Origin of the sequence: Stenotrophomonas sp. Ste86 (assembly GCF_024519465.1) — a bacterium.
Lineage (GTDB): Bacteria > Pseudomonadota > Gammaproteobacteria > Xanthomonadales > Xanthomonadaceae > Stenotrophomonas.
On sequence record NZ_JALJRW010000032.1, the window covers coordinates 9570 to 35236 of the forward strand.

A 25667-nucleotide genomic window follows, 5' to 3' on the forward strand; every position below is an offset into this window, starting at 1 on the left:
TGGGTCGGCCCGCCGTTGGATCAGAACGCCGGCAGCACCGCGCCCTTGTACTTTTCGGCGATGAAGGCCTTCACTTCCGGGCTGGTCAACGCCTTGGCCAGCTTCTGCACGCGGGCATCGTCCTTGTTGTCCGGGCGGGCGACCAGGAAGTTCACGTACGGCGACTCCTTGCTTTCGATCGCCAGTGCATCCTGGGTCGGATTGAGCCCGGCATCCAGTGCGTAGTTGGTGTTGATCAGGGCCAGGTCGACCTGGTCGAGCACGCGCGGCAGCATCGCCGAATCCAGCTCGCGGAACTTGAGCTGCTTCGGGTTGGCGATGATGTCGCGCTGGGTGGCCAGGGCGTTGGTCGGATCCTTCAGCGTGATCAGGCCGGCCTTGTGCAGCAGGATCAGTGCGCGGCTGTTGTTGCTCGGATCGTTGGGAATCACCACGTCGGCGCCGGTGGGCACTTCATCGAGCGACTTGAAGCGGCGCGAGTACGCACCGAACGGCTCGATATGCACGCCCACGACCTTGACCAGATCGGTCTTGCGGTCGCGATTGTAGGCGTCCAGGTACGGCTCGGTCTGGAAGTAGTTGACGTCCACCTGCTTCTGCACCAGCTGGTCGTTGGGCTGCACGTAGTCGTTGAACACGCGCACGTCCAGCTCCAGGCCTTCCTTCTGCAGGATCGGCTTGACCACCGCCAGGATCTCAGCATGCGGCACGGCGGTGGCGGCCACCACCAGCTTCTGGGAATCGGCGTTGGGCTTGCCGCAGGCGGACAGGGCCAGCGCGGCGGCAAGCAGCGGGAGCAGCAGGGTCTTCTTCATGGGGGGCGGTATCCGGGGCATCGATAGCGCCCAACCATACCGTACGCCCCGGCCGTGCGGTATCCATAGCCATATGACCGGCGGGCATGAGCCAAGCGGACGGGCGTCCGCCCGCCGCGCCGTTACTCGTAGTTGGTCAACGCCAGCGCCAGCAGCGCCTTGGCCTGTTCGCGCAGCATCACCGGCTCGATGATCTCCGCATCCGAGCCGTAGTGCAGCACGTCCATCAGCAGCTCGCGCGAGACGCTGTAAGGCACCTTCAACTCGTAGCGACCATCGGCCAGGAAGCGCCCCTGCTGCTTGGAATGCCAGTGTTCGTCGGCCACCCAGCGCGCGGCCTTGGCACTGAACACGATCGTGGCCCAACCCTTGGGCGGGCCGGAGAAGATGCCGTAGCTGGCGCCCAGCTGTTCGTCCAGTTCGTTGTCATCGACATCGCGGGCGACGGTGTCCACCACCCGCGCCTTGTAGATGCGGTCCACCGCGAAGCTGCGCAGGCCCTCGCGACCGTGGTCCCAGGCGTCCAGGTACCAGTTGTCGCGGTAGTGGGTCATGCGCTGCGGCGAGACCGTGCGCTTGGTCGCCTCATCGGTGGAGCGGGCGCGGTATTCAAAGGCCAGCTGCTTGCGCTCCAGCACCGCCGAGGCCACCGCACGGAAGCTGGCTTCGTCGAACTTGCGGCCACGGTGCGGGATCACCCGGACCCGGTCGACCGGCCAGGTGGAGACCCCGGCCTGGGCCGCGAGCAGGCCTTCGATGCGCTGCTGCAGCGGCGCCAGCACCGAGGACAGCACGCCGCCACCGGTCCGCGCCAGCAGATGCTGGGAGGCCAGCAGCGCATGCAGCTCTTCGGAACTGAGCCACAGCCCCGGCAGTTCGAAGCGGTCGCTCTCGTCGTCCTGGTAGCGGAAGCCGGCCTCGCCGTCGCCCTCCACCGGCGCCATCAGCGCATCGCGCAGGAACGCCAGGTCGCGGTAGACGGTGGCGCGGGAACACTCCAGTTTTTCCTGCAGGGTCGCCACCGTCACCGGATAGCGCGCGGACTTCAGCAGACGATGCAGGGCGTTGATGCGTTCATATCGGTCCATGACCCGATTATGTCCGAGTCGCCGTCGTTGTGGCGGCTCCGGCCGCATCTTGGGCTATCGTGAGGGCCCCAAACCCACCCCTTGCCGCCTGCCATGCGCCTGTTGCCCGCTGCCATCCTCCTGTCCGCGCTGTTGTCCGGCTGCGGGGGCAGCGCCGATCCGACGGCCACGGTCGCGCCTGCGGCGCCGGGCACGGTGCCGGTCGCGGTCGATCCGGTGCAGGCGGTGCTGAGTGCCAGCCAGCGCTTCGGCCAGCTGCGCAGCTTCCACGCCACCCTGCGCATGCAGGGGCCGCGCACGGTGGAGACCACGATGGACTTCGTCGCCCCGGACCGCTACCGGCTGCAGACCGACGACGGCCCGCAGCTGATCATCGGCGACACCTTCTTCCTGCAGCGTGCCGGTGAAGTGCGCCAGGTGCCGGTGCCGCCGGGCCTGCTGGCGCAGTGGCGCAACCCGCTGCCGGCCGATCTTGCCCCGGCCCAGTTGCAGGTGGAGGATCTTGGCACCGAGGCCATCGGCGGGCAGCCGGCGCACAAGTACCGCGTGCGTCACGCCAGCGCCGCGCCGGACGGGATGCTGTACTGGATCAACGCACAGGGCCTGCCGGTGCAGATCGAGCGCGATGGCCAGACCCATGGGCAGACCTACCGGATCACGTTGCGCTACGCGCGTTTCGATGACCCCACGCTGCGCATCGAACTACCCTGAACAGGCGATCTGCCCGAACCCCTGCTAAAGCACGGGGCGATGGCGGAATTACGCGCGGGACGCATCAAGTATCATTCCCCGTTGCCCGTCCCCCACCGTTCGATCCGGAGAACCGTTGATGTCCCTGCGCGTCTCGTTGCTTGTTCCCCTGCTGCTGTGTGCCCCTGTGGCCTTCGCACAGGACACCACCGACCCGGCCGCGATGACCTCGCCATGGAGCGGCAGCGGTGGTGAATTCGGCTTCGCCTCGGCGCGCGGCAACAGCAACACCGAAAGCGCCAACGGCCGCCTGCGCCTGCGCTACACCGACGACGACTGGGTGCACAGCCTGGACCTGTTCGGCCTGCGTTCGCGTTCGGAATACATTGAAACCAACGACGACGGCTCCACCATCAAGCGCAGCAACACCACCGCCAACCGCTACACCGGCAGTGCCGGCAGCGCGCTGCAGCTGGGCGAGCACCGCCAGTTGACCGCCACGGTGCGTTACGAGCGCGATGATTTCGCCACCTACGACCGGCAGAGCTCGTTCGGCCTGGGTTACGGCACCCGGCTGGTGGAAGGCGACCGCTTCTACATGGACGCACAGATCGGCCCCGGTGTGCGTCGCACGCACAACACCGAAGACGATGCCACCCGCACCGGCCTGATCGGTCGTGGCCTGTTCGACGTCAAGTATTCGCTGACCCCCAATACCGACCTGGTCAACACGCTGCTGGTCGAATCGGGCTCGTACAACACCTTCGGCCAGAACGATTTCGGCGTGTCGGTGAGCATGAACGAGCACCTGGCGCTGAAGGCCGGCTGGCAGGCGCGTTACAACAGCGACGTGGCCGAAGACAAGCGTAAGACCGACACGCTGACCACGATGAACGTGGTGTACAAGTTCAAGTGACGGCCGTGGGCGCATCCGCGCCCCCAAGCCCGGCGTCAACGTAGAGCCGACCGTTGGTCGGCTACCGACACCCCGTAAACCCGACCGCTAGTCGGCCACCGACACCCCGTAAACCCGACCGCTAGTCGGCCACCGACACCCCGTAGAGCCGACCGTTGGTCGGCTGCCGACACCTCGTAAACCCGACCGTTGGTCGGCTGAGCGCGCCCCTCACACCGCGAGCAGTTCACCCGCGCCACCGTCCAGCAGCCCACGCGCCACCAACTGCCCCAACCCCTCCGGATCGCTGCCAGGGCCACGCGCCTCGGCACGCACGGTGCGCCCATCGGCCACGCCGCCGACCAGGCCCTGCAGGAAAAGATCTTCGCCTTCCCACTGGGCAAAGCCGGCCACCGGCACATGGCAGCTGCCATGCAGCGCGCGGTTCATCGCACGCTCGGCTTCCACGCAGGCGCGGGTACGCGCATCGTCCAACGCGGCGAACAGCGCCATCACCTGGGCGTCCTCGCCGTTGCATTCCACCGTCACCGCACCCTGCGCCGGTGCGGGCAGCCACGCCGGTGCGGTGAGCCGGGCCACGATGCGATTGCCCAGGCCGAGCCGCTCCAGCCCGGCCACGGCCAGCACGATCGCGTCGTAGCCGCCGTTGTCCAGCTTGGCAAGGCGCGTGTTGACGTTGCCGCGCAGGTCCAGCAGTTCCAGGTCCGAGCGCAGCGCGCGCAGCTGGGCCTGGCGACGCAGCGACGAGGTGCCCACGCGTGCGCCGAGCGGCAGCGCGTCCACCGAGGCGTACAGGTTGGAGATGAAGCCATCGGCTGGATCGTGGCGGGTCAGCATCGCCGGCAGCGCGAACGGCGCGTCCAGCTCCATCGGCACGTCCTTGAGCGAGTGCACCGCACAGTCCGCCTCGCCGCGCAGCATCGCCAGCTCCAGTTCCTTCAGGAACAGGCCCTTGCCGCCGATCGCGGCCAGCGAGCGGTCCAGCACTTCGTCGCCGCGGGTGCTCATCGGCACCAGCACCACGTCCAGCCCCGGATGCGCCTGACGCAGGCGGTCGGCGACGTGTTCGCTCTGCCACAAGGCAAGCGGGCTCTTTCGGGTGGCGATGCGCAGGGTCTTCATGCCCCCATTTTACAGGTGCTTGAGGTCCTGCTTGATGCTGGCCACGCAGCGACGGCTCACTTCCAGCGGCGCCTTGCCATGGCGCAGCACGGCCTGGACCTGGCCTGCGCCATTTCGTCGCAGCTCGATCAGCTCATGGCGGGCGACCAGGCAGTTGCGGTGGATGCGCACGAAGCGGTTGGTGAATTCCTCCTCCAGCGACTTCAGCGATTCTTCGATCAGGTCCTCGCCGCGGGCGTGGTGCACCACCACGTACTTCTCTTCGGCCTGCAGGTAATGGATGTCTTCGATCGGGATCAGCCGCAGGCTGCCGCGCAGGCGTGCGCACAGCAGCGTGCGCACCTGCTGGCTGGGTGCGCTGGGTTGCCCGCTGCGGCCGGCCAGGAAGGTGCGCGCGCGTTCCAGCGCGGCGGCCAGGCGCTCGGGACGCACCGGCTTCATCAGGTAGTCGATCGCCGCCGCTTCGAACGCCGACAGCGCATGCGCATCGTAGGCGGTGCAGAACACCACCGCCGGGCGCGGGTCGAAGGTGGCCAGGTGACGCGCGGCCTCCAGGCCATCCAGGCCGGGCATGGCGATGTCCAGCAGCACCAGATCCGGCTGCAGTTCGGCACAGGCATGCAGGGCCTGCTCGCCGTTTTCGGCCTCGGCCACCACCTCTACCCCGGGCTGCTCGGCCAGCAGGCTGCGCAGGCGCTCGCGGGCCAGCGGTTCGTCGTCGGCGATGACCACCTTCACGTCTGTTTCCTCAGGGCACCGGAACGGTGATGTCGCAGGCATAGTAGCCGTCGCTCCATGCCCCCGTCATCCGCGCGGACGGGCCGAAGCGCCAAGCCAGGCGGTGCGCGATGCTGCGCTGCGCGTGGCCGGCGCCCTGTGCCAGCGGCAGCGCCCGTGCCTGCGGATCCGGCGCCGGGTTGTGCACGCGGACGTGCAGCTGGTTGCCCGTGCAGGACAGCGCGATGACGATGGTGCCGCCCCCGGGCAGGCGCGAGATGCCGTGCAGCACGGCGTTTTCGACCAGCGGCTGCAGCACCAGCCGCGGCATCGGCAGCGACCACGGCAGCGGTTCGTCGCGTTCCCACCGCACCTGCAGCCGCTCGCCCAGCCGCAGCGATTCGATCGACAGGTAGCGCTCGGCCAGTTCGCACTCATCGCGCAGCGTGGAATCCCCCTCGCCCGCCCCGAGCGCGGCACGGAACAGATCCGACAGATCCAGCACCGCGCGCTCGGCAACGACTGGATCCCGGCGTACCAGGCTGGCGATCAGGTTCATGCTGTTGAACAGGAAATGCGGACGGATCCGTGCCTGCAGCGCATCGGCCTGCGCGCGCGCGTTGGCCACGGTCTGCGCGCTCCAGCGATCGCTGACGTAGAAGTAGCGCAGCGCCAGCGCGACGATCAACGCGGTCATGGTGGCGCTGCCCAGGGTGAAGCGCCAGAACCCGACCTGCTGGGCGAACCCCTGGGTGTCGAGCACGCCGTACAGGCCATGCACGACGCCGGCGCAAAGCGCGGCGATCAATGCGGTCATGGTCACCGCCAGCGCAGTGCCGACCGCCTCCGGCAGGCGCGACAACGCAGTGCGCGCCACGCACAGGCATACCGTCACCGCCAGCGCCAGCCACACCGCGAAGCCACTGGCCGACAGGAAGTCGGACAGGCGCCAGTGACGGCTGCCGTCCGGCGCCAGCGCGACCACCACCACCACCAGTTCGGCCAGGCCGAGCATCGCCGCCAGCCGCGGCAGGCGGCACAGTTCGGGCAACCAGGGCAGCTGGCGGGGATCGGTCATGGCTCAGGCGGCCTGGAAACGCGCGTCCAGCCAGTCACCCAGCGCCTGCAGTTCCTCGGCGCAGACCTGGTGGGCCATCGGGTAGGAATGCCACGCCAGCGGGAAGCCGAGGTCCTTGAGGGTCTGCGCGGTCTGCGCGGCGATCGCCTGCGGGATTACCGGGTCCTGCGTACCGTGGGCCATGAACACCGGCGGCCGGATGCCGTCGGGCGCACGCTGCGCAGCCGCATTTTCAGGGTCAGGCAGGTAGGTGGACAGCGCGATCAGCCCACCGATCGGGCGCGTGCGGCGCAGCACCGCGCTGAGGATCACCGCACCGCCCTGCGAGAAGCCGGCAAGCAGGATCCGCTCGGCGGGAATGCCGCTGGCAATCTGCTGCTCGATCAACGCATCCAGCGCCTGCACCGACGCATCCACGCCGGCGGCGTCGGCACGCGAGCGGAAGTCCATGCTGACGATGTCGTACCAGGCCCGCATCGGCACGCCGTTGTTGATGGTGATCGGCTGCACCGGCGCATGCGGGAACACGAAGCGGATCGCCGGCCAGTGCGGGCGCAGCAGTTCGGGCACGATCGGCGCGAAGTCGTTGCCGTCGGCACCGAGGCCGTGCAGCCACAGCACCGCCCATTGCGGGTCGGTGCCGGTTTCATTGATGACGCTGTCCAGCATGGGGCGACTCCAAGACATTGAAGCCGCATTATGCAGCGCCGCCGGGCCTGCCGGTCAGCCCGCGGTGGTGTGCTCGGCCGCTGTCCGGCGCAGTTGCGCGGCGCGCACCAGCACCTTGGGCGGTGCGGTTTCTTCGGGAATCTCCATCAGCCGCAGGCGATGCATCAGCGTGCCGGCGCTGCGCGAGGAGGTCAGCGCCACCACCGGGATGGCCAGCACCATGCCGATCACCACCGGGGCCATCCAGGCCGCCAGCGAGGGCGACACCGCATAGGCCAACGCGCCCATGAACAGCCCGAACACGCTCAGCCCGCCGTAGCCGCGGATCAGCGCCGGCCAGGAGATGCCGCCATCGTCACGCTGCTGCGCATCCCAGCCCGAATCCTTGCCGGCCAGGACCTCGGCCACGCCGCGCGACTGCACGTACATCACCACCGGCGCCATCAGGGCAGCCAGCACGGTTTCCAGCAGCATCGACACGAATGCGCGGATGCCGCCGCCACAGCCACGCCGATCGACGCGGTCGAGCAGCATTGCCACGTAGCCCAGCACCTTGGGGGTCAACAGCACCACCATGGTGATGGCGAACATGCGGATCACCTTCTCTTCGTCCTGGTGGCGCCAGTAAACGCCGGGCGAGAGATGCAGTACTTCGTTGAAGTCGATGCCGCCCTGGAACAGCGGGATGGCGATGCCCACCAGCATCAGCATCCCCCACATCGGCGCGGTGAAGTAATGGCCGATGCCGATCATCATGTGCATGCGGCTGACCCAGTGCAGGCCCTTGGAGCGGACCACCTTGGCGTGCTGCAGGTTGCCCTGGCACCAGCGGCGGTCGCGCACCAGCATGTCGGTGAGGGTGGGCGGGCCTTCTTCGTAGCTGCCCTTGAGGTACGGCACCATGTGCGTGGCCCAGCCACCGCGACGCATCAACGCGGCTTCGACGAAATCGTGGCTGAGCACGTGGCCGCCGAACGGCTGCTTGCCGGGCAGCGCGGGCAGGCCGGCGTTGTCGGCGAAGGCTTCGGTACGGATGATCGCGTTGTGGCCCCAGTAGTTGCTCTCGGCACCGTGCCACCAGGCCACGCCGCGACCGATCACCGGCCCGTACACGCGGCCGCCGAACTGCTGCATGCGCGCAAACAGCGTCCGCCCGCCGATCACCGCCGGCAGGGTCTGGATCAGGCCGACGTCGGGGTTGTGCTCCATGCCGGCCACCAGGCGCACGATGGTGTCCCCGGTCATCAGGCTGTCCGCGTCCAGGATCAGCATCTGCGGGTAGCCCGCGCCGAAGCGGCGCACCCAGTCGGCGATGTTGCCGGCCTTGCGCCCGCTGTTGTCGCCACGGCGACGATAGAACAGGTGCCCATGCCCACCCACCGCATCGCACAGGTCGGCGAAGGCCTGTTCCTCGGCCGCGCCGACGTCGTCGCGGCGGGTATCGCTGAGCACGAAGAAATCGAACTGCGCCAGTTGCCCGGTTTCGGCCACCGATTCGTAGATGGCCTGCAGGCCGGCCAGCAGCCGGCGCGGGTCTTCGTTATAGGTGGGCATGAGCAGTGCGGTGCGGGTATGCACCACGGGCAGCGGCTGGTCCGGGTCGATGCCCAGCTTGTAGCCGCGGTCGAACACCGCCGTGAGGAAGCCCGCCACCGCCCCGGCAAAAGACAGCGCGATCCACGCAAACAGGGCCACGAACAGCACCAGCAGGCACGCCTCCAGCACGGTGATGCCGTTCATCGCCAGCACTTTCCACATCATCACGGTGGCGCCGATGGTCATCGCCGCGGTGCCACCCAGGATGTAGAAGCGGCGCAGCGCCATCAACCGCGGTGCGGTGCGCTGGCGCGGCACCTTCAGCCGGCCGTCGCGGAAGGACTGCTCGGGCATCGGCATCGGCGCTTCGGCCGGCAGCGTCGCGCGCCCGGCGTCCACCACGGTCTTGACTGATTGCACACTCATCGGCGGCTATCCTGCGTGAGTGGTGCCATCCCGGACATGCCCGGTGCGGAGAGGGTCATCCAGATCCCGGTACGCCCAGCGGCGCCCTTGCATCCTACCTGCGCAGGGCCGTGACCGGCACCCAGCTGTTGTGTGTCACTACCGGAACCCACGAACTCTCCAACGGGACTGAGGCGAAAAATGCGGCCCAGCATAGGGGGCCAAATGTAAGCCGCGCGCGAAGGCTGGTGTGTCGATTTGTCCCCATTCAGCAAATCCGGGCGTGCCTCGGCTGCGACGGAAAGCCGCAGGCCTTGCGCCGTGGACCTCTGCCCATTCATTTTGTAAACGGTTATCATTCCGTTAACCAGGCAGGCATGCGATACCGCACTACCCACCCAGACGCGCCGGCACTCCGCCGTGCGCAGTCCCACCGGTCGGGTTGCCTGCTTTCGTCGTACTGACATCGCCAGACGCTTCCCGGTCGGGGATCCATTTCCCTCCATGGAAGACCCTCATGTCTGTTTTCTGCTCCTCCCCCGCGCGGCCGGTCCGCGCCCCGCTCGCCGTCGCCATCTGCCTGCTGCTGGCCAGCCCCGGCATCGCCCTGGCCGAGGTTGCCGCCGATCCTGCCGCCAAGGACCTGGATACCGTGGTGGTCACCGCCTCGGGTAACCAGCAGTGGATCAAGGATGCGCCGGCCAGCATCAGCGTGATCACCCGCGAAGACATCGAACGCCAGCCCGTGCATGACCTGGGCACCCTGCTCAGCCGCGTTCCCGGCGTCACCGGCGGTCTCAGCGCCGCCGGCGAACAATCCAAGATCAAGCTGCGCGGCATGCCCTCCAACTACACGTTGATCCTGATCGACGGCAAGCGCGTGGGCAGCTCGGCCTCGACCAACTATCGCCCCGATCTTGGCCGCCAGGACCTCAACTGGATCTCGCCGGACCAGATCGAGCGCATCGAAGTGGTGCGCGGCCCGATGTCCTCGCTGTACGGGTCCGATGCCATGGGCGGGGTGATCAACATCATCACCCGCCGCATCGGTGACACCTGGGGCGGCAGCGCGACGCACAGCTACACCTCCCCGCAGGACAGCAAGCGCGGCGATACCCAGCAGATCGGCACCAACTTCTCCGGCCCGCTCACCGAGAACATCGGCATGCGCCTGGGGGCCAACTACACTCACCGCGCCTCCGACCGCAGCAACGGTGGTGTCTACGGCAATGCGTATGGCGGTGAAAAGGACCGCAACGTCGACGCGCTGCTGGACTGGACGCTGAGCGAGGCGCAGCGCTTGGAGCTGGAGGCCGGCTACGGCGTGCAGCAGGCCTTCGCCAGTACCACGCTGGAAGACGAGGGCGACGGTGCCTGGGGCGCGAGCGAGCTCAAGCGCACCAGCCTGTCGCTGAGCCACACCGGCAACTGGTCCTTCGGCACCTCCAAGGTCACCGGCTACTGGACCGAGTTCAAGAACGACATCGGTCCGAACGGGCGTTCGCAGGCCAAGGACATGATCCTGGAGGGAAGCCTGAGCACGCCGTTCACGCTGTGGGTGGATCACCAGCTGAGCGTCGGCGGCCAGTGGAAGCGCCAGCAGCTGACCAACACCGACACCATCGGCCAGGCCCCGATCGATTACGCCGGCAACCCGGTGGCAGGCTCGACGCTGGAGGTGGATACCTGGGCGGTGTTCGTCGAGGACGAACTGAAGCTGCACGAAACGCTTGCCCTCACCCTGGGGGCGCGGCTGGACCACCATGAGCAGTTCGGCAGCCACGTCAGTCCGCGTGCGTACCTGGTCTACCATCCGGCCGAAAGCTGGACCCTGCGCGGCGGCATCTCCAAGGGCTTCCGCGCCCCCAGCCTGACCGAGAACGCCGCCTCGGCCGCGACCGAATCCGGTGGCCGCGGCTGCGGCTCGCTGCGCCCGCTGGGTTACATCAGCGGCAGCTGCTACATGGCCGGCAACCCGAACCTGGACCCGGAAACCAGCACCAACCGCGAGGTCGGCTTCAACTTCGACAACGGCACCGTCGATACCGGCCTGACCTACTTCCATACCGACTTCAAGAACAAGATCGAGTACGAACCCCTCGGCTATTTCAACGGGTACTGGTGGACGCGCATGGACAACGTCGACCGCGCCCGCACCAGCGGCATGGAAGGCAACTTCAACCTGAGCCTGGGTGAGCACTGGCGCTGGCGTACCTCGGCCACCTGGATGAAGGAGGCCAAGAACCTCACCACCGGCGAGAACCTGATCGACACCCCCGAGTTCTCCGGCTATTCGTCGGTGGACTGGACCCCGATCGATGCGTTCTCGACCACGGTCTCGGCGCAGTACACCGGCAAGCAGGATGGCGTGGCCAGCACCTTCATCAAGGCCTACACGCTGTACGACCTGACCGCGGCCTGGCACGTCAACGACGCACTGACCGTGCGCGCGGGCGTCAGCAACATCGCCGACAAGAAGCTGTATGCCGAAGGCGCCACCGACTACTTCGTGGCCGGGCGCAGCTACTTCCTGGGGATGACCGCGCGCTTCTGAGGCGACGCTGATGCAGCGCGCGGAGCCTGCTCCGCGCGCTGGCCGATCAGGCCGGCGTCGCCGCCACGGCGATGTCGGCATCCAGCGGCGGCTTGGTCAGCGCACGCGAACCGAGCTGGGAAAACTGCAGGTGCGCCAGCAGATGCTGGGCCTGGGTAGCCTGCGGGCACGGCGCGATCCGCGGGCCTGCCTGCGGACGCTCAGCGGTGATCACAACACTGGACATGGTCTGGTTATCTCGTTGCATTCCAATTCCCGCGGGGCCCCCTGCCGCGCGGAATGCGCACCCTATATGAAATTGCGGACAGATGTGTGACGGGTTCTGCACTACGGCAGATAACCCGCCCGGCGCGACAGAAAACTGGCGGCCGCACATAGGCAGCCGCTATCATGTAACCGTTTACAACCCACATAAGACGGATATGGATTCCACCTCTACCCCTCAGTTCAGCCCGAAGTGGCAGTTCCGCTTCAACTTCTTCAACACCTACGGCGCGCCCAATACCCCGGCGTTCAAGGCCGCCTACAAGGAGCTGCCGTTCGGCCAGAAGATCAAGGTCAACTTCAACTTCTTCGCCCTGTTCTTCAGCTGGATCTACCTGCTCATCCTGGGCATGTGGCGCAAGGCGCTGACCATCCTGGGCATCACCATCGTGCTGATGATCCTGGTGTCGTTCATGCCCGACGTCGTCGGCCGTGGCGTCGGCATCGCCTGGTCGCTGCTCATCGCGCTCACCACCAACTACTCCTATTACCTGGAGAAAGTGAAGGGCGACACCAGCTGGAACCCCTTTGCGGGCATGCGCTGGTAAGCGCTGCCTTGCAGGATTGACGTTGATCCAGGGCCCGGTCGAAAGACCGGGCCTTTTCGTTCTGCCGCATGGGCCGCGGCGCGACCCTCACCCGTCCTTTCCCCAGCGCCGATCACCCTGCCGGCAACCGCGTCCTGGAGTCCAGCATGTCTACTACGCCGAACAATGATCGCCTCGAACGCGCCGCGCGCTGGCTGGGCCGACAGACCCATGACCTGGACGCCGTCGCCAAACGCGCGATCGGGCGGCGCGTGGTGGTCGATGACCCCAACCGTCGCCTGGCCGAGCAGTCCACCTTCGGCGAGCGGCTGGCCGACAAGGTCGCCAGCTTCGGTGGGTCGTGGCACTTCATCCTGCTGTTCGGTGCCGCCCTGGTGATCTGGGTGGCGCTCAACAGCGAGATCCTGGGCAAGACAGCGTTCGATCCGTATCCCTACATCTTCCTCAATCTCATGCTGTCCATGCTGGCGGCGATCCAGGCACCGGTGATCATGATGAGCCAGAACCGGCAGGCGATGAAGGACCGGCAGATGGCCGCCTACGACTACGAGGTGAACCTCAAGGCCGAGCTGGAAATCATGTCGCTGCATGAAAAAGTGGATGCGGTCAGCCATGACACGCTGCTGCAGATCCTGCAGCAGCAGCAACGCCAGATCGACCTGCTGAGCGAGCTGGTGGCGCGCGTACCGACGCCCCCGCCCGAGGCGTGAACCGCGCGGGCCGCCTCGCCGCGATGACCCATGACGTGGTGGTCATCGGCGGCGGCCAGGCCGCACTGGCGCTGGGCTATTTCCTGCGTCGCAGCGGCCTGACGTTCTGCCTGCTGGATGCCGAACCCTCGGCGGGCGGCGCGTGGCAGCACGCGTGGCCATCGCTGCGGCTGTTCTCGCCGGCATCCTCCAGTGGTATCGCCGGCTGGCCGATGCCATTGCCTGCCGACAGCTACCCTGATCGCGATGCAGTGGTGGACTACCTCCGCCGCTATGAGCAACGCTACGCACTGCCGGTGCAGCGACCGGTACGCGTGCAGCGCGTGGAGCGCCTCGATGGCCGGTTTGCGCTGATCGCCGATGATGGCCGCCACTGGCATGCCCGTGCGGTGATCAGCGCCACCGGCACCTGGCGCAACCCGCAGTGGCCGTCTTACCCCGGCCAGGCGGCGTTTAACGGGCTGCAGCTGCATTCGGCGCAGTACCGTGGCCCGGACGCGTTGGCAGGCAAGCGCGTGGCGGTGGTGGGCGCTGGCAACTCGGGCGCGCAGATCCACGCGGAACTGTCGCAGCATGCACACTCGGACTGGATCACGCTGACACCCCCACGCTTCCTGCCCGACGATGTGGACGGGCACGTACTGTTCCAGCGCGCTACCGAGCGCTGGCGCGCGCTGCAGGCCGGACAGACGCCCCCTCCGCCGAGCGGCGGGTTGGGCGACATCGTGATGGTCGACAGTGTTCGTGATGCACGCGCACGCGGCGTGCTGCACAGCCTGCCGATGTTTGATGCCCTCACCGCACGCGGTGCGCGCTGGGCCGATGACAGCGAACGCACCTTCGATGCGATCGTGTGGTGCACCGGCTTCGGCCCGGCCCTCGAACACCTGGACGCGCTTGGCGTGATCGACGTGGACGGCCGGGTGGCGCTGGATGGCACCGCCGCACGCGACCTGCCCGGACTCTGGCTGGTGGGCTACGGCGAGTGGACCGGAATGGCCTCGGCCACGCTGATCGGCGTGACCCGCAGCGCGCGCAGTACGGTGGCCGAGGTGCAGGCGTATCTGGGCGTGGCGTCGGCAAAGTGAGTAGCCACACCGGGCGACGCGGTACGCCGGTGGTAGCATGCGCCGATCATTTCTCCCATTCTGTGCGCGATCTGCCGAGCCGACGATGATCGCCGCCCGCCTGGACAAGGACCGTCATGGCCGCACCAAACCGACTCGCTTTCCTGGATGCCCTACGCGGTCTGGCTGCCGTCTATGTAGTGCTGTTCCACGTCATGGCGATGCCGTCACCCACGCTTGCGACGGGAGCGGTGATGGGCGCGGTACTGGCGATGGGCGGCACCGGCGTGGCGCTGTTTTTCGTCATCAGTGCCTTCTCGCTGGCATACACGATGCCGCGCCATGCACGCACGCCGACCCCATTGCTCAGCTTCTACCTGCATCGGGTGTTCCGTATCGCACCGCTGTTCTTCGTGCTGCTGGCCTTCTCGATCTGGCGCGACGGTCGCGGCAGCCATGCGGGTCATCCAAGCGCTGAAATCCTGGCCAACGTCACCTTCACCTTCAACCTCTTCGAAGGATGGGAGGCCGGCATCGTCTGGGCGAGCTGGGCGATCGGCGTGGAGATGCTGTTCTATGCCGTGTTTCCCCTGCTGTTCCGGATCATCGACCGCCCGCGGCGCGCCTGGGGCGCCGCTGTCCTGGGTACGCTGGCCAGCCTGCTGGCCGGAGCAGGGGTGCTGGGTCCGGCGGGTGTAGCAGCGGTAGGCGACTACGGCCTGCTGCGCCACCTGCCCGTGTTCTTGTACGGCCTGCTTGCCTACCACCTGTTCATGGCCCTGCAGGCAATGCCATCCAACCCTGTCCGCCGTTGCTGCATGACGGTGCTGGTCGGCACGGGCCTCTTGCTGGTGGGATTGACCTGGGGCAGCGCGCGCGCCGCCGTGAGTGCCGGCATCGGCTGGATACTGTTCGGCGCCGCGTATGCCGCACTGCTGATCGGCATGTCGCGATTTCCCCTGTCGCTGGTGGTCAACCGCGTGACCACCTACCTGGGCCAGATCAGCTATTCCCTGTATCTGGCGCACCCCATCGTCGTGGCGCTGTTGATACCCGTATTCCGGCGCATCCAGCTGCTGGTACCGCAGGCCGATCTGGCCTACCTGCTATGCGCCGTACTGACCTTGGCCATCGCAGTGCCACTGGCCTACGTGGGCTATCGCCTGATTGAAGTGCCCGGCATCCGTGCCGGGCATCGGGTGCTGGCCGCCATCAACGGCCATCGCACCGCTGCCACGGGCAGCACCGATCCCACGCGTTGATCCGCATGCGCGCCGATCCAAGGCGCGCCGGGTGCTCAGAACGTCTGCCAGTCGTCACCGGCCACGGCCGCCATCGGCGCGCGGGCGGCACCGCGCGCAGCGGCGGACACCCGCCCGGCCGGCGCTGACACGCGCCGGCCCCCCGGTGCCGAACGGCCTGCGGCAGCCTCGATACGGAAGATCGCCACCGCCGTGCCCAGCTGCTGCGCCTGTTCCTCCATCGCCCGCGCGGCGGCAGTGGCCTCTTCGACCAGCGCGGCATTCTGCTGGGTGGTTTCGTCCATCTGGGTGATGGTCTGGTTGACCTGCTCGATGCCGGCCGACTGCTCCTTCGAGGCCGCCGAAATCTCGGCCATGATGTCGTTGACCCGACGCACGCCGCTGACGATGTCTTCCATCGTGCGCCCGGCGGTCCGCACCAGCGCCGAGCCCTGGGTCACCTGGTCCACCGAGTCGTCGATCAGGGTCTTGATCTCCTTGGCCGCACCGGCCGAGCGCTGCGCCAGCGCGCGCACCTCCGAGGCGACCACGGCGAAACCGCGCCCCTGCTCACCCGCGCGCGCCGCTTCCACCGCCGCGTTCAAGGCCAGGATGTTGGTCTGGAAGGCGATGCCATCGATCACCGAGATGATCTCGGCGATGCGCTTGGACGAGGACTCGATGCCGGCCATGGTGGTCACCACCTGGCCCACCACCTGCCCACCCTGCGACGCCACCTCGGCTGCATTGGCGGCCAGTTGGTTGGCCTGCACGGCGTGGTCGGCATTCTGCCGCACGGTAGAGGTCAACTCCTCCATTGATGCCGCGGTTTCCTCCAGGCTCGCGGCCTGCTGCTCGGTGCGGCGCGACAGGTCGCTGTTGCCCGAGGCGATCTCGCCGGCGGCCAGGTTGATGCTGTCGGTGGCCTGCTGGATGCGGCCGACGATGTCGGTCAGCTGGGTGACGGTGGTATCGGCATCGTCGCGCATCTGCGCGAACACACCGTGGAACTCGCCCTGCATGCGCGCGGTGAGGTCGCCGGCGGCGATCGCGCGCAGCAGTGCGGAGATCTGCTGCAGGTTGTCGTCGCTGACCTGCATCATGGTGTTGAGGTTCTCGACCATGCCGCGGAAGTCGTGGTCGAAGCGCACCACGTCGCCGCGCTGGCTGAAATCGCCCAGCGCCGCCGCGCCGGCCAGGTCGCGGATCTGGGTGTTGATCGCGCGCAGGTTGGCCTTGGTGGTGTCCATCGCCTCGGTGAAGCTTGCCTGTTCGCCCGGCAGGCGATCCATGTCCTGGGACAGATCGCCGACCGCATAGCGTTGCATCACCTCGACCAGGCGCCGGGTGACGGCGATGTTCGCCCCGACCAGCTGGTTGCTGTCGTCCACCATGCGCCCGTAGGCACCGGGGAAGGCCTGCGCATCCATCCGGTAGCTGAGCTCGCCCGCCTCATGGCGCTGGGCCATGTCGGCCTGCGCGGCCATCACCGCCTGCAGCTGGCTGCGCATGCGCTGCATCGATTCCAGCAGCCGGCCCACTTCGTCATTGCGCGGCGGCGGCAGCGGCGTGTCCAGGCGGCCTTCGGCCACGTCGACGGACAGGCGCACCGCATCGGCCAGCGGGCGGATGGCCTGACGGCGCAGCAGCACGTAGACGCTGGCACTGAGCACCAGTGCCGCACCCAGGCCCACGGCCAGGATGATCCACAGCAGCGCACGCGCCTGCGCGGTGATCAGGTCATGCGGCACGATCACGCCCAGCGCGAAGCGCTCCTGGCTGTTGCCGATGCGCAGCGGCACGTACGCCTTGACGTCACCGGCGGCGTCCTCATTGAAGTCCTGGAACGGCTTGTCCGCTGCGACCGCAGCCAGGATGCCGCGGGTGGCCGCATCGTCGCGACGCTTGCCGATTTCCCTGGCGTCCTTGGCCGCCAGCACGATGCCACCGGGGGAGATCAGCTCCACATGGCCCTCGCCCATCGGGCGCAGCGCGGCCAGGCGTTCCTGCAGCGTGGCCAGGCCGACATCGACGGTCACCGCGCCAAGGAATTCGCCCTTGTCCAGCACCGGGGTGGACAGCGTGGTCATCAGCACCGGCTTGCCGGCGATCTCATAGCGGTACGGCTCGGCGACGGTCGGCCGCTTCAGCGCGCGCGGGCGCAGGTACCAGTCGCCGTCACCGGGCACGTCGTAGCCCTTGAGCGCGTCTTCCACCGGGGTGCCGTCCTGCCAGGACCAGTAGCTCATGAAGCGGCCGCTGGCGTCGTGCGCCGGGGCATCGACGAATTCGCCGTCCTTGCCATCGAACGCCTGCGGCTCCCACAACGTGCCCAGACCCACCCACTCAGGGTGCGAGCGCAACTGCTGCTGCAGCACCTGCGATGCCGTCGCGCGCGAGAGCGTCCCGGCGCTGTGCTGCACCACCAGGCTGTCGGCCAGCGCCTGGCTGGTGGAGAACGCGGCGGCCAGTTCCGCACCGACCCGGCGCGATTCGGCATCGGCCTGGCTCTGCATGGTCTGCCGCGAGGCTTCGATCAGCGCCTGGCTGGCTTCGTGGTAGCTGATGGCCGCAGTGACGCCGAAGCAGAGCATGGCGATCAGCGCGGTACCCAGCATCAGCCGGTTGGCGATGCTGCCGGGACGCGGGGAAGTGGTGCGGGACGCGGGCATGGGGGCGGTTCCGGAAAGGGGTACGGATCAGCCGGCGCCCTTGGGCGCCAACTACGGCTTCACGCAATCCATTGCGGTCCAGGTCGGCGCGGTGCAACTCACGCCCGACCCTTGCCCCGATCTCGGAGGTATCGGGGCATTGAGCTGGATAACGGCGCCCGCGCGCCGATGTTGAGGACCACTTCCTGACCCTGTTCAGTGTTGACCGGGTCGCGCCCCGTCAGGCGCTGCGCCGCCCGAGCCGTTCGACCACGGTCTGGCTGGCGGCGTTGAGCCCACGCACCTCCACCTGCGCGCCGTGCGCGCGCAACCGCTCCACCACCCGCTCCAGCGCCGCCACCGCGCTGAGGTCCCAGAAGTGCGCATCGGCCAGGTCGATCACCACCCGAGCCGGTACCTCCTGCAGATCGAAACTGGCCGCGAACTGCCCGGCCGAGGCAAAGAACACCTGCCCGCTGACGCGGTAGACGCGGGTGCCGTCCGCCTCGACGGCATCCTCCACCTGCAGCATCCGTCCGACCTTGCGCGCGAAGAACAGTGCCGACAACAGCACCCCGGTCAGCACGCCCTTGGCCAGGTCGTGGGTGGCCACGGTCACGGCCACGGTGGCGAGCATCACCATCGACGAGCTCCTGGGGTGCTGGCGCAGTTCCTGGAACGAGCGCCAATGAAAGGTGCCGATGCTGACCATGATCATCACCGCCACCAGTGCCGCCATCGGAATCTGCCGCACCCACTCGGCGCCATACACCACCAGCAACAGCAGCAGCACCCCGGCCACCAGACACGACAGCCGGCCCCGCCCGCCGGAGGACACGTTGATCACCGACTGGCCGATCATCGCGCAGCCGCCCATGCCACCGAACAGGCCGGCGGTGATGTTGGCCAGGCCCTGCCCGGCGCACTCGCGGTTGCGCTGGCTGGGTGTATCGGTCATGTCCTCGACGATCTGCGCGGTCATCATCGATTCCAGCAGCCCCACCACCGCCAGCGTCGCCGACACCGGCAGCAGGAGGCGCAGGGTGTCCCAGGTCAACGGCACATCCGGGAACAGGAACACCGGCAGGCTGTCAGGCAGCGCGCCCATGTCGCCCACCGTGCGGACATCCCAGTGCAGGCCGATCGACAGCGCGGTGAGCACCACGATCGCCACCAACGGCGAGGGCACCGCGCGGGTGACGCGTGGCAGCAGGTAGATGATGGCCAACCCGGCGGCACACACTGCCCAGACATGCCAGGAGCGCCCGACCAGCTCGGGCAGCTGTGCCAGGAAAATCAGGATCGCCAGCGCGTTGACGAAGCCGGTGATCACCGAGCGCGACACGAAGCGCATCAGCGCCCCCAGCTTCAGCGCTCCGGCGAGCAGCTGCAATCCGCCGGCCAGGATCGTCGCCGCCAGCAGGTACTGCAGGCCATGGTCCTTGACCAGATCGACCATCACCAGCGCCATCGCCCCGGTTGCCGCCGAGATCATGCCCGGGCGCCCGCCGGCGATGGCGGTCACCACCGCGATGCAGAACGAGGCGTACAGCCCCACCTTGGGGTCGACCCCGGCGATGATCGAAAACGCGATCGCTTCGGGAATCAGGGCCAGCGCGACCACCGTGCCGGACAACAGGTCACCGCGGATATTGCCGAGCCATTGCTGGCGCAGCGGATAGGAAACAGACATGGAAAAAGCTCCACGCACCGGCGATGCGCACGGCGCGTTGTGTGATGAGGACAAGGCACTCCCTGGACCCGGCCGTGGCACGGGCGCGTGGTCAACGCGGTATCAGGGTGGCGTCATCACAACAATCCAGCAGGGGGGGCGGAAGCGGCGCGCAGGATAGCGCAGCCACCGGCCCGGCTCAACCGGCGCAGGCGCAGAACCGCTGCGTGCTCGATGTCTCGGCGCGTGCCATGCGCGGGTACTGCAACTGTCGCTCAGGGCGACGCATCAGCAAGGGTGTTACTTCGCAGCCAGCGTAGGGAGTCTGGCTGGGCTACAGCGTGGTGTCCGTGCACACGCCGTAGCAGCATGCGGTGCGCTGAATGGCACTGATTAGCGCTATTTAGCGCCACCAAGCGCGGTCTTCTCCGCATCCGTCAGCGCGCGGTGCCCGTAGCTCAGTACCCGCGTCAGCTGCCACTGGCCGTCGCTCAACTGCCAGACCATGACGAACTTGGCGCTGCCTTCGCAGGTGCCGCTGGCCAGCTCGCAGAAGCGGTGCTCGCCTTCCTCGATCGCGCCAAAGTCCTTGATCGGATACACCTTGAGTGTGCCGGGGATCAACTCGCGACGTACCTTGTTGCAGATGTATTTCTGCGTATTGGCCACCACCGTGGCCCGGTCGAAGGTGGCCCCACCGGTGTCGTGGTAGAACTCCACGGTCGGCGAGAAATAGCGGCCGAACGTATCCAGATCGCAGCGGTTGTAAGCGTCGAATACCTTCTGGTCGAGCGCGGTGATCGTGCGGGAAAGGTCTGCCCCGGTGGCCTCGGCGCTGGTCGGCGCGGCCCAGGCGGCGCCTGCGCCGATGGTCAGGAGCAGCAGGATGCTGGCGGATTGGAGCGGCTTCATGGCAGTTCCCCTGTTCATCGAGAGGTGGCGGCGCGGCGGAGGGCGGACCCTGCCGGTGGTCTGGCCAGGACCTCGCCGTGGCCACCACTTTTCCCATGCGGCGGCACGACCTTCAAGTGCCAAAGGGCCCGCCATCACTGCCGATGCGTCGACCTGCCTCCAACTGTGCCATGCTCCGCGCAATCACCACGGAGACACCGCAATGGCCAAGAGCATGGACAGCAAGAAAGAGCAGAAGAAAAAGCCCGCCAAGACCGCCAAGGAAAAGAAGGCGGAGAAGAATGAGAAGAAGACCAGCAAGGGTTTCGCACCGACCTGATCGTCTCCAGGCGCCGCCGTCGGCGGGCGCCACCTGGTAGAGCCGACCGTTGGTCGGCTCGGCCACTTCACCCTGGCTGACCATCGGCAAGCGCAACGCTTGCGGGAACGAGCGCCGCCGCACCTCGCGCGCCCGCAGGGTGCCCGTTGCCCATTGCCCGTTGCCGCCATCGCGCCGTCGGTGGCGTACACCGGCCTGTTCCGTGCAGTGATGACGCCGGTATCGGTCGTATGCCGGCAGGCCGAACCGCGACGCACGCGCACAGCCATCCACCATCCCTCCCACGCGCACGCGTCTTGCCCGATGGCAAAATGGCCGGTTTTCCCCGCGTTGCGGGGGGTTGGACGTGACGGAAGGAAATGGCAGGTACTGAGCCGCACGCCAGCCACCCGTGCGCTGCATCCCCGCGAAACAGACGCGCTGCTTTGGTTCGGCCAGCCCGTCGTCTGGCGGATGCCGCGTGGCAACGTCATCGACCTGGCCCGGGCAGCCCGCACCGCCGGCAACCGCCCGGTCGCACGCACGGTGCGTGGACCGTACCGATCGAGGGTGCGTGCCCGCCACCACGACCGGCATGACTATATCGGGGAGGTCGAGGTACTCCTGCTGCCGGGTGCCGACCGCTGCCTGCGCCAGGACAACGAAGCGGAGGTCCTGCTGTGCGGCAACGTCGCCGTGGTGCTCGCGTTGAACGGCACGTGGCGTATCGACCAGGCGCGTTCGTTGCTGCGCTGAACTCCGTGCGCCATGGGGGGGGCGCGCGTTGTCGGCGCTGCTCCGCCGCGAACACGGCGGACGCTCCACATCACCGCCGGCCAGGCCAACAGGTGCGCGGATGCGGAAATCGCCGCTGCGACCAAAGCCGGCAGCACCCAACCAAACACGAATTAAACCTTCTGACTCGCTCCCGCATCCAACGGTGGATACCCACCGGCAAGGCGAATGACATGACGGTATGGAAGCAAAGACTCTCCGCCTTTCTCATTGCAGGCACGCTGACAGTGACCGCCGCAGCTCAGCCAGCCCCGCCGCAGGTATATACCCGCGACATCGACAACTTCTGGATCGCCCACGATGCGGTCCGCAGCGAAACCGATCCCGCACGCAAACTGCAGCGCATCCAGACGCTCTACATCGACAAGGGCACGCCCGGCCTACATGCGTTGATGGAGGCACGCGGCTACACCGGCGAGCAGTACGTGGCGGCAATCGATGCCTGGCCGCGTTACTGGGCCTCGGTGCGCCCCCTGACCGGCCGTGCATTGGCCGCAACCGCCGCCCTCGACGCTGACCTGGCCCAGCTCAAACGCCTGTATCCGGCCCTGCGCCCGGCCACCATCACCTACGCGATCGGCGTGCTGCGCACCGGCGGAACCACCCTGGACGACAAGGTGCTGATCGGTGCCGAACTCGCCCTGGGCGACGCCAGTGTCGACGTATCCGAGCTTCCCGAACCGCTGCAGACCCGTCTGCGCACGTTCTATGCCTCGCAGCCGTTCCACAACAACGGCCAGAACAACATCCACGAGTACATCCACACCCAGCAGGTCGAGGCCGGCGATACCCTGGCCCAATACGCGCTGCGCGAAGGCGTGGCGGAGCGGGTGGCCGAGCTTGTCACCGGGAAGAAGCCCGACCTTCCGCTGTACGTGTACGGCCCGGCCCATGAGGCGCGGCTCAAGCAGCAGTTCCTGGCCGACCGACGTGGCAATGACTACCGCGACTGGCTGTACAACAGCAGCAGCAACCGCTTCGGGGTCAGCGACCTGGGGTATTACGTCGGTTACCGCATCGCCAGCGCGTATTACGCGGCACAGCCAGACAAGGCCAACGCGATCGCCACGCTGTTGGAGCTGCGGTATGACGATGTGGCGGCGGTGGATGCGCTGATCGAGCGGTCGGGATATTTCCACTGATTGATGGAAATCAGCCATCCGCCATGACGGGGCGGCAGCAATCGCTCGGCCTCACTCGCAGGCCGAGGCGGCCGCCTCCAACAGCGGCCCCACGGCAAGCGCCGGCGCCGGACGATCGGCCGGAAACGCCACCGCGATGGCCTTGGCTGCGCGGTCAGCGTGCGGCTGGATGTACCACGACGCATCGCTGGACAACGCTTTTCCACGCACTTCCCGTTCGAACCGGTACTGGCCCCAGTAGATGGCCAACGGCTCTTCAAGTGCGTTCAACGGATTGGGCAGCGCCAGGGCACCCGGGCACCGCCGCGCGAACGCCGCAGCCAACGCCTCTCGATTGGCTGCGGGCAGTCCCGCCGACAGGAAATGCGCGTACTCGTGCAGCACGATCGGTGCCCAGTCCTCCTCCACGCCCAGTTCGGAGAACAGCACGATGGAGCCACCGCGAAGCTTGGCCTGGGTGCGGTCCGCGTATGGCCACCATACGAAGCGCACGTGGAAGAGGGGCGCCGCCTCGGCGCCGTAGAAGGTGCGCATGCGCGACGCAAACGCGGCGGCTTCCGGCGCCGCCATTTCCCTGGTCAACGCCTCCTGTTGTCGACTGAAGCGCGCCGTCCCGGCCAGCAGCGCGCGCGCACGGGGCGCAAAGCGCGCGTAGTAGCGCCGCAACAGCTCGCGGTCGCCAGGTGCCTGCGCGGCGATCGCGGCCTCGGTGGCAGCGGTGAAGGACGCCGCGTTCTGGAAGTAGCCGGTGTATGGGTCGCCAATGCGTGTATCGCTGCCGGCGAACAGGCTATCCGCGAGGGGCCGCTTGCCCGCGTCATCACGGGCCATGGGAGACGTGCGCTGACGAAACCGCGCGTATGCCTCGAGCGCGGCCCGATCCTTCGCATCCAGGCCGAACCCGCGCTTCCAGTCCTGCTGGTAGATCGCGTTGGTGTAGCCAGGCAGCCAATCGGGCAGGTTGTCCAGCAGATTGAACAGATCAAAGGCGTCGTCGTAGCCCACCGTCACCAACGCAGGCGCCTGGCGCGTCGGGTCGCCCGCCTGGGCGCTGGCCCACTGGGGCGCCAGCACAAGAACGGCCATGCACACGAAGTGCCGTGCCTGGGATCTGAATGACATCCGACATGCTCCTGGACGACCGGGTGGCCTGATTCGAGCATGGTGCCGACGGTTCCACAACGTGCCCATCGGCAGGGGGCCGCGCAGGGGTGCCGTAGCGAGCCACCTGGGACAGTCCGCGCGATGCGAGTTGCAATCGGTGGCGCACCCGTAGCCATGAATGCCTAAACAGCTGCATCACGGCGGTTGCCCAAGAATGAATGCCCGCCAACGGTTTCGTTCAGTTTCAGAGAATCGCAACTTGTTGTATGGAGGGACCCCAGACAGGTGAGCAAGATCCGCAACCGTAGCTTCGACTAATCGATGCCCGGATGTTCGTCGATGCGGTCAATTGACCGATCTACGCCTTCAACGGCATAGCACCTCCCGTAGCGCGCGTGCACGGCTTGGCGCGGTGTGTGAGTAACACAGATTACCGAGTTCCCATGCCGCCACGTTGTGACCGGGACGGCCTGACCGAATTGCGTGTCCACCTAATGGAGTTCCCATGACTGTCCACTCCCCTGCTTCCAAGCTTCTTTCCATGAAGCTGAATCCGCTCATTGCTTGCCTAATTCTTGGTTTTTCCAGTCCCGCAGTCGCGGGCACACTCGGCCCAGGACAACGCGCCGAAGTCAACGCAGGAGATACGCCAGAGAGCTGGACGCTCAGCGGCGCAGAACTTGTCGTCGGCCCCGGCGCCAGTACGCTGGACGTCAACGCATCCGTAGGCTCAAACGTCACGTTCAATCAGGCCAGTGCCTTCATCTCTGCCTCGGGTTCGGCTTTGGGAATCCGAGTCATTGGCGACTCGATTCTGCAGATGACGGATACAACGGTGCGTAGCGAGTCTGGACGTGCGCTTAGTGTGAACTACGCCTCGGGCCCCACTACGGGTGGGGGCGGCGCGGCGCGCATCCTGCGTAGCGTTCTCTCAGGCAGAGGAATAGGGGCCGTTGTTTCCGGTGGGACCACGCTCGAATTGGACGCCAGCAGCGTCGAGGGCAGCGCTGTATCAGCCAGCGATCCCTTCGATGCTGGCTCGGGTCTTTGGCTGGCAGGTGGCGCCAATGTGCTTGCACGCAACGGCAGCACCATCATTGGCGACACCTACGGCATTGCCGGGCAGTTTGATGTCCGCTTCACCCCTGACGACCCCGCAGATGTCGTTATCGATGGGTCTACGGTGGAAGGCCGAACTGGCGCCGCCATCTACATTGATGCAGATGGAAGCCGTGATCCCTTCCTCGCAGCATTCACGATTCGCAATGGCGCTCAGCTCCGTGGTGGCGACGGCAATATCGCTCTGGTTAACGGCGATGGGGCCGAGGTGAGCCTGGCGGTCGATAACAGCCAACTGCAAGGCAACATTGACAATATGGGTGCAAGTGTCATCTCCGTTTCGCTCTTCAACGGCGCAACGTTGATGGGTGCGACGCGAAATGTCACATCGATGGCTCTGGAGAACGCGCGCTGGCAGCTGACCGATAGCAGCTCCGCCGGCACGCTTGCGCTGGGTGCCGGCAGCGAAATCGCTTTGGGGGACGGTAGTGCATTCAATACGTTGAACGTCAGCGGCAACTACAGCGGTAATGGCGGCACGCTTTTGTTCAATACCGCACTGGCCGGCGACGATGCCGCCTCGGACAAGCTGGTCATCGGCGGCGACAGCAGTG

General features: G+C 67.1%; 22 protein-coding genes. 10 read left to right on the forward strand and 12 right to left on the reverse strand.

Going from position 1 to position 25667, the window contains the following annotated elements; translation table 11 throughout:
* Nucleotides 1–20: 20 nt before the first annotated feature.
* Together NR101_RS18230 and NR101_RS18235 are read right to left on the reverse strand one after the other, a co-directional pair.
* A complete protein-coding gene (locus NR101_RS18230) occupies nt 21–815 on the reverse strand; it encodes a MetQ/NlpA family ABC transporter substrate-binding protein (RefSeq protein ID WP_256777415.1) in 795 nt (264 codons plus the stop codon).
* Between the two features lie 122 nt (nt 816–937).
* A complete protein-coding gene (locus NR101_RS18235) occupies nt 938–1903 on the reverse strand; it encodes a YafY family protein (protein ID WP_256777414.1) in 966 nt (321 codons plus the stop codon).
* 93 nt (nt 1904–1996) lie between these two features.
* Here NR101_RS18235 and NR101_RS18240 point away from each other — a divergent pair, with 93 nt between their 5' ends.
* Nucleotides 1997–2614, forward strand: a complete 618-nt coding sequence (locus NR101_RS18240) for a hypothetical protein (protein ID WP_256777413.1) — start codon at nt 1997–1999, stop codon at nt 2612–2614.
* A 118-nt stretch (nt 2615–2732) separates the two neighbouring features.
* Nucleotides 2733–3509 (forward strand): DUF481 domain-containing protein, encoded by a 777-nt coding sequence (locus NR101_RS18245; protein WP_256777412.1) that lies wholly within the window; start codon nt 2733–2735, stop codon nt 3507–3509.
* Nucleotides 3510–3719: 210 nt separating this feature from the next.
* Here the strand turns inward: NR101_RS18245 and hemC are convergent, their stop codons facing one another.
* The 5 genes from hemC to mdoH are packed head-to-tail and all read right to left on the reverse strand — an operon-like array spanning nt 3720 to nt 9057.
* Entirely contained in the window at nt 3720–4631 is a 912-nt protein-coding gene (gene hemC, locus NR101_RS18250; RefSeq protein WP_256777411.1) for a hydroxymethylbilane synthase, read from the reverse strand.
* A gap of 9 nt (nt 4632–4640) precedes the next feature.
* The gene (locus NR101_RS18255; RefSeq protein ID WP_256777410.1) at nt 4641–5369 is read right to left on the reverse strand and encodes a LytTR family DNA-binding domain-containing protein; all 729 of its coding nucleotides are present in this window, start codon (nt 5367–5369) and stop codon (nt 4641–4643) included.
* Between the two features lie 10 nt (nt 5370–5379).
* Nucleotides 5380–6426 carry a sensor histidine kinase gene (locus NR101_RS18260; protein ID WP_256777409.1) on the reverse strand — a complete coding sequence of 349 codons (1047 nt, stop codon included), beginning with the start codon at nt 6424–6426 and terminating at the stop codon, nt 5380–5382.
* A 3-nt stretch (nt 6427–6429) separates the two neighbouring features.
* Complete coding sequence (locus NR101_RS18265) at nt 6430–7095, reverse strand: alpha/beta hydrolase (protein ID WP_256777408.1); 666 nt, start codon at nt 7093–7095, stop codon at nt 6430–6432.
* Between the two features lie 54 nt (nt 7096–7149).
* Nucleotides 7150–9057: a glucans biosynthesis glucosyltransferase MdoH gene (gene mdoH, locus NR101_RS18270; protein ID WP_256777407.1), complete on the reverse strand. Its 1908-nt coding sequence runs from the start codon at nt 9055–9057 to the stop codon at nt 7150–7152.
* 496 nt (nt 9058–9553) lie between these two features.
* On the opposite strand from mdoH, the gene NR101_RS18275 reads away from it, so the two are divergent.
* Nucleotides 9554–11590, forward strand: coding sequence for a TonB-dependent receptor (locus NR101_RS18275; protein WP_256777406.1), 2037 nt, complete (start codon nt 9554–9556; stop codon nt 11588–11590).
* 46 nt (nt 11591–11636) lie between these two features.
* On the opposite strand, the gene NR101_RS18280 is transcribed toward NR101_RS18275, so the two are convergent.
* On the reverse strand, nt 11637–11837 hold the full coding sequence (locus tag NR101_RS18280) for a hypothetical protein (RefSeq protein WP_256777405.1): 201 nt from the start codon (nt 11835–11837) through the stop codon (nt 11637–11639).
* Nucleotides 11838–12012: 175 nt separating this feature from the next.
* Here NR101_RS18280 and NR101_RS18285 point away from each other — a divergent pair, with 175 nt between their 5' ends.
* The 4 genes from NR101_RS18285 (at nt 12013) to NR101_RS18300 (ending at nt 15441) form a co-directional block, all read left to right on the forward strand.
* Nucleotides 12013–12402: a DUF2628 domain-containing protein gene (locus NR101_RS18285; RefSeq protein WP_256777404.1), complete on the forward strand. Its 390-nt coding sequence runs from the start codon at nt 12013–12015 to the stop codon at nt 12400–12402.
* A gap of 146 nt (nt 12403–12548) precedes the next feature.
* Nucleotides 12549–13112, forward strand: coding sequence for a DUF1003 domain-containing protein (locus NR101_RS18290; RefSeq protein ID WP_256777403.1), 564 nt, complete (start codon nt 12549–12551; stop codon nt 13110–13112).
* Complete coding sequence (locus NR101_RS18295; RefSeq protein WP_256777402.1) at nt 13109–14200, forward strand: ArsO family NAD(P)H-dependent flavin-containing monooxygenase; 1092 nt, start codon at nt 13109–13111, stop codon at nt 14198–14200. Before NR101_RS18290 ends, NR101_RS18295 begins: the two co-directional genes overlap by 4 nt.
* Nucleotides 14201–14316: 116 nt before the next feature.
* Nucleotides 14317–15441 (forward strand): acyltransferase, encoded by a 1125-nt coding sequence (locus tag NR101_RS18300; protein WP_256777401.1) that lies wholly within the window; start codon nt 14317–14319, stop codon nt 15439–15441.
* 35 nt (nt 15442–15476) lie between these two features.
* Here NR101_RS18300 and NR101_RS18305 read toward each other — a convergent pair whose 3' ends face one another.
* From NR101_RS18305 to NR101_RS18315, 3 genes are all read right to left on the reverse strand, one after another.
* A complete protein-coding gene (locus NR101_RS18305) occupies nt 15477–18092 on the reverse strand; it encodes a methyl-accepting chemotaxis protein (RefSeq protein ID WP_256777400.1) in 2616 nt (871 codons plus the stop codon).
* A gap of 220 nt (nt 18093–18312) precedes the next feature.
* Nucleotides 18313–19764: a SulP family inorganic anion transporter gene (locus tag NR101_RS18310; RefSeq protein WP_256777399.1), complete on the reverse strand. Its 1452-nt coding sequence runs from the start codon at nt 19762–19764 to the stop codon at nt 18313–18315.
* Nucleotides 19765–20142: 378 nt separating this feature from the next.
* A complete protein-coding gene (locus NR101_RS18315; RefSeq protein WP_256777398.1) occupies nt 20143–20655 on the reverse strand; it encodes a nuclear transport factor 2 family protein in 513 nt (170 codons plus the stop codon).
* 472 nt (nt 20656–21127) lie between these two features.
* Here NR101_RS18315 and NR101_RS18320 point away from each other — a divergent pair, with 472 nt between their 5' ends.
* The gene (locus tag NR101_RS18320) at nt 21128–21709 is read left to right on the forward strand and encodes a hypothetical protein (RefSeq protein WP_256777397.1); all 582 of its coding nucleotides are present in this window, start codon (nt 21128–21130) and stop codon (nt 21707–21709) included.
* Nucleotides 21710–21921: 212 nt separating this feature from the next.
* On the forward strand, nt 21922–22890 hold the full coding sequence (locus NR101_RS18325; protein ID WP_256777396.1) for a DUF2268 domain-containing protein: 969 nt from the start codon (nt 21922–21924) through the stop codon (nt 22888–22890).
* A gap of 51 nt (nt 22891–22941) precedes the next feature.
* On the opposite strand, the gene NR101_RS18330 is transcribed toward NR101_RS18325, so the two are convergent.
* Nucleotides 22942–24012 carry a hypothetical protein gene (locus tag NR101_RS18330; RefSeq protein ID WP_256777395.1) on the reverse strand — a complete coding sequence of 357 codons (1071 nt, stop codon included), beginning with the start codon at nt 24010–24012 and terminating at the stop codon, nt 22942–22944.
* Nucleotides 24013–24499: 487 nt separating this feature from the next.
* Between NR101_RS18330 and NR101_RS18335 the strand changes: the two genes are divergently transcribed.
* Nucleotides 24500–25667 (forward strand): autotransporter outer membrane beta-barrel domain-containing protein (locus NR101_RS18335; protein WP_256777394.1); only part of this gene is annotated, 1168 nt, incomplete at its 3' end.

What these genes read in the sequence shown, in the direction of transcription:
- NR101_RS18230 (WP_256777415.1), bottom strand. Translation starts at nt 815, where the DNA reads ATGAAGAAGACCCTGCTGCTCCCGCTGCTTGCCGCCGCGCTGGCCCTG.
- NR101_RS18235 (WP_256777414.1), bottom strand. Translation starts at nt 1,903, where the DNA reads ATGGACCGATATGAACGCATCAACGCCCTGCATCGTCTGCTGAAGTCC.
- NR101_RS18240 (WP_256777413.1), top strand. Translation starts at nt 1,997, where the DNA reads ATGCGCCTGTTGCCCGCTGCCATCCTCCTGTCCGCGCTGTTGTCCGGC.
- NR101_RS18245 (WP_256777412.1), top strand. Translation starts at nt 2,733, where the DNA reads ATGTCCCTGCGCGTCTCGTTGCTTGTTCCCCTGCTGCTGTGTGCCCCT.
- hemC (WP_256777411.1), bottom strand. Translation starts at nt 4,631, where the DNA reads ATGAAGACCCTGCGCATCGCCACCCGAAAGAGCCCGCTTGCCTTGTGG.
- NR101_RS18260 (WP_256777409.1), bottom strand. Translation starts at nt 6,426, where the DNA reads ATGACCGATCCCCGCCAGCTGCCCTGGTTGCCCGAACTGTGCCGCCTG.
- NR101_RS18265 (WP_256777408.1), bottom strand. Translation starts at nt 7,095, where the DNA reads ATGCTGGACAGCGTCATCAATGAAACCGGCACCGACCCGCAATGGGCG.
- mdoH (WP_256777407.1), bottom strand. Translation starts at nt 9,057, where the DNA reads ATGAGTGTGCAATCAGTCAAGACCGTGGTGGACGCCGGGCGCGCGACG.
- NR101_RS18275 (WP_256777406.1), top strand. Translation starts at nt 9,554, where the DNA reads ATGTCTGTTTTCTGCTCCTCCCCCGCGCGGCCGGTCCGCGCCCCGCTC.
- NR101_RS18280 (WP_256777405.1), bottom strand. Translation starts at nt 11,837, where the DNA reads ATGCAACGAGATAACCAGACCATGTCCAGTGTTGTGATCACCGCTGAG.
- NR101_RS18285 (WP_256777404.1), top strand. Translation starts at nt 12,013, where the DNA reads ATGGATTCCACCTCTACCCCTCAGTTCAGCCCGAAGTGGCAGTTCCGC.
- NR101_RS18290 (WP_256777403.1), top strand. Translation starts at nt 12,549, where the DNA reads ATGTCTACTACGCCGAACAATGATCGCCTCGAACGCGCCGCGCGCTGG.
- NR101_RS18300 (WP_256777401.1), top strand. Translation starts at nt 14,317, where the DNA reads ATGGCCGCACCAAACCGACTCGCTTTCCTGGATGCCCTACGCGGTCTG.
- NR101_RS18305 (WP_256777400.1), bottom strand. Translation starts at nt 18,092, where the DNA reads ATGCCCGCGTCCCGCACCACTTCCCCGCGTCCCGGCAGCATCGCCAAC.
- NR101_RS18310 (WP_256777399.1), bottom strand. Translation starts at nt 19,764, where the DNA reads ATGTCTGTTTCCTATCCGCTGCGCCAGCAATGGCTCGGCAATATCCGC.
- NR101_RS18315 (WP_256777398.1), bottom strand. Translation starts at nt 20,655, where the DNA reads ATGAAGCCGCTCCAATCCGCCAGCATCCTGCTGCTCCTGACCATCGGC.
- NR101_RS18325 (WP_256777396.1), top strand. Translation starts at nt 21,922, where the DNA reads ATGACGGTATGGAAGCAAAGACTCTCCGCCTTTCTCATTGCAGGCACG.
- NR101_RS18330 (WP_256777395.1), bottom strand. Translation starts at nt 24,012, where the DNA reads ATGTCATTCAGATCCCAGGCACGGCACTTCGTGTGCATGGCCGTTCTT.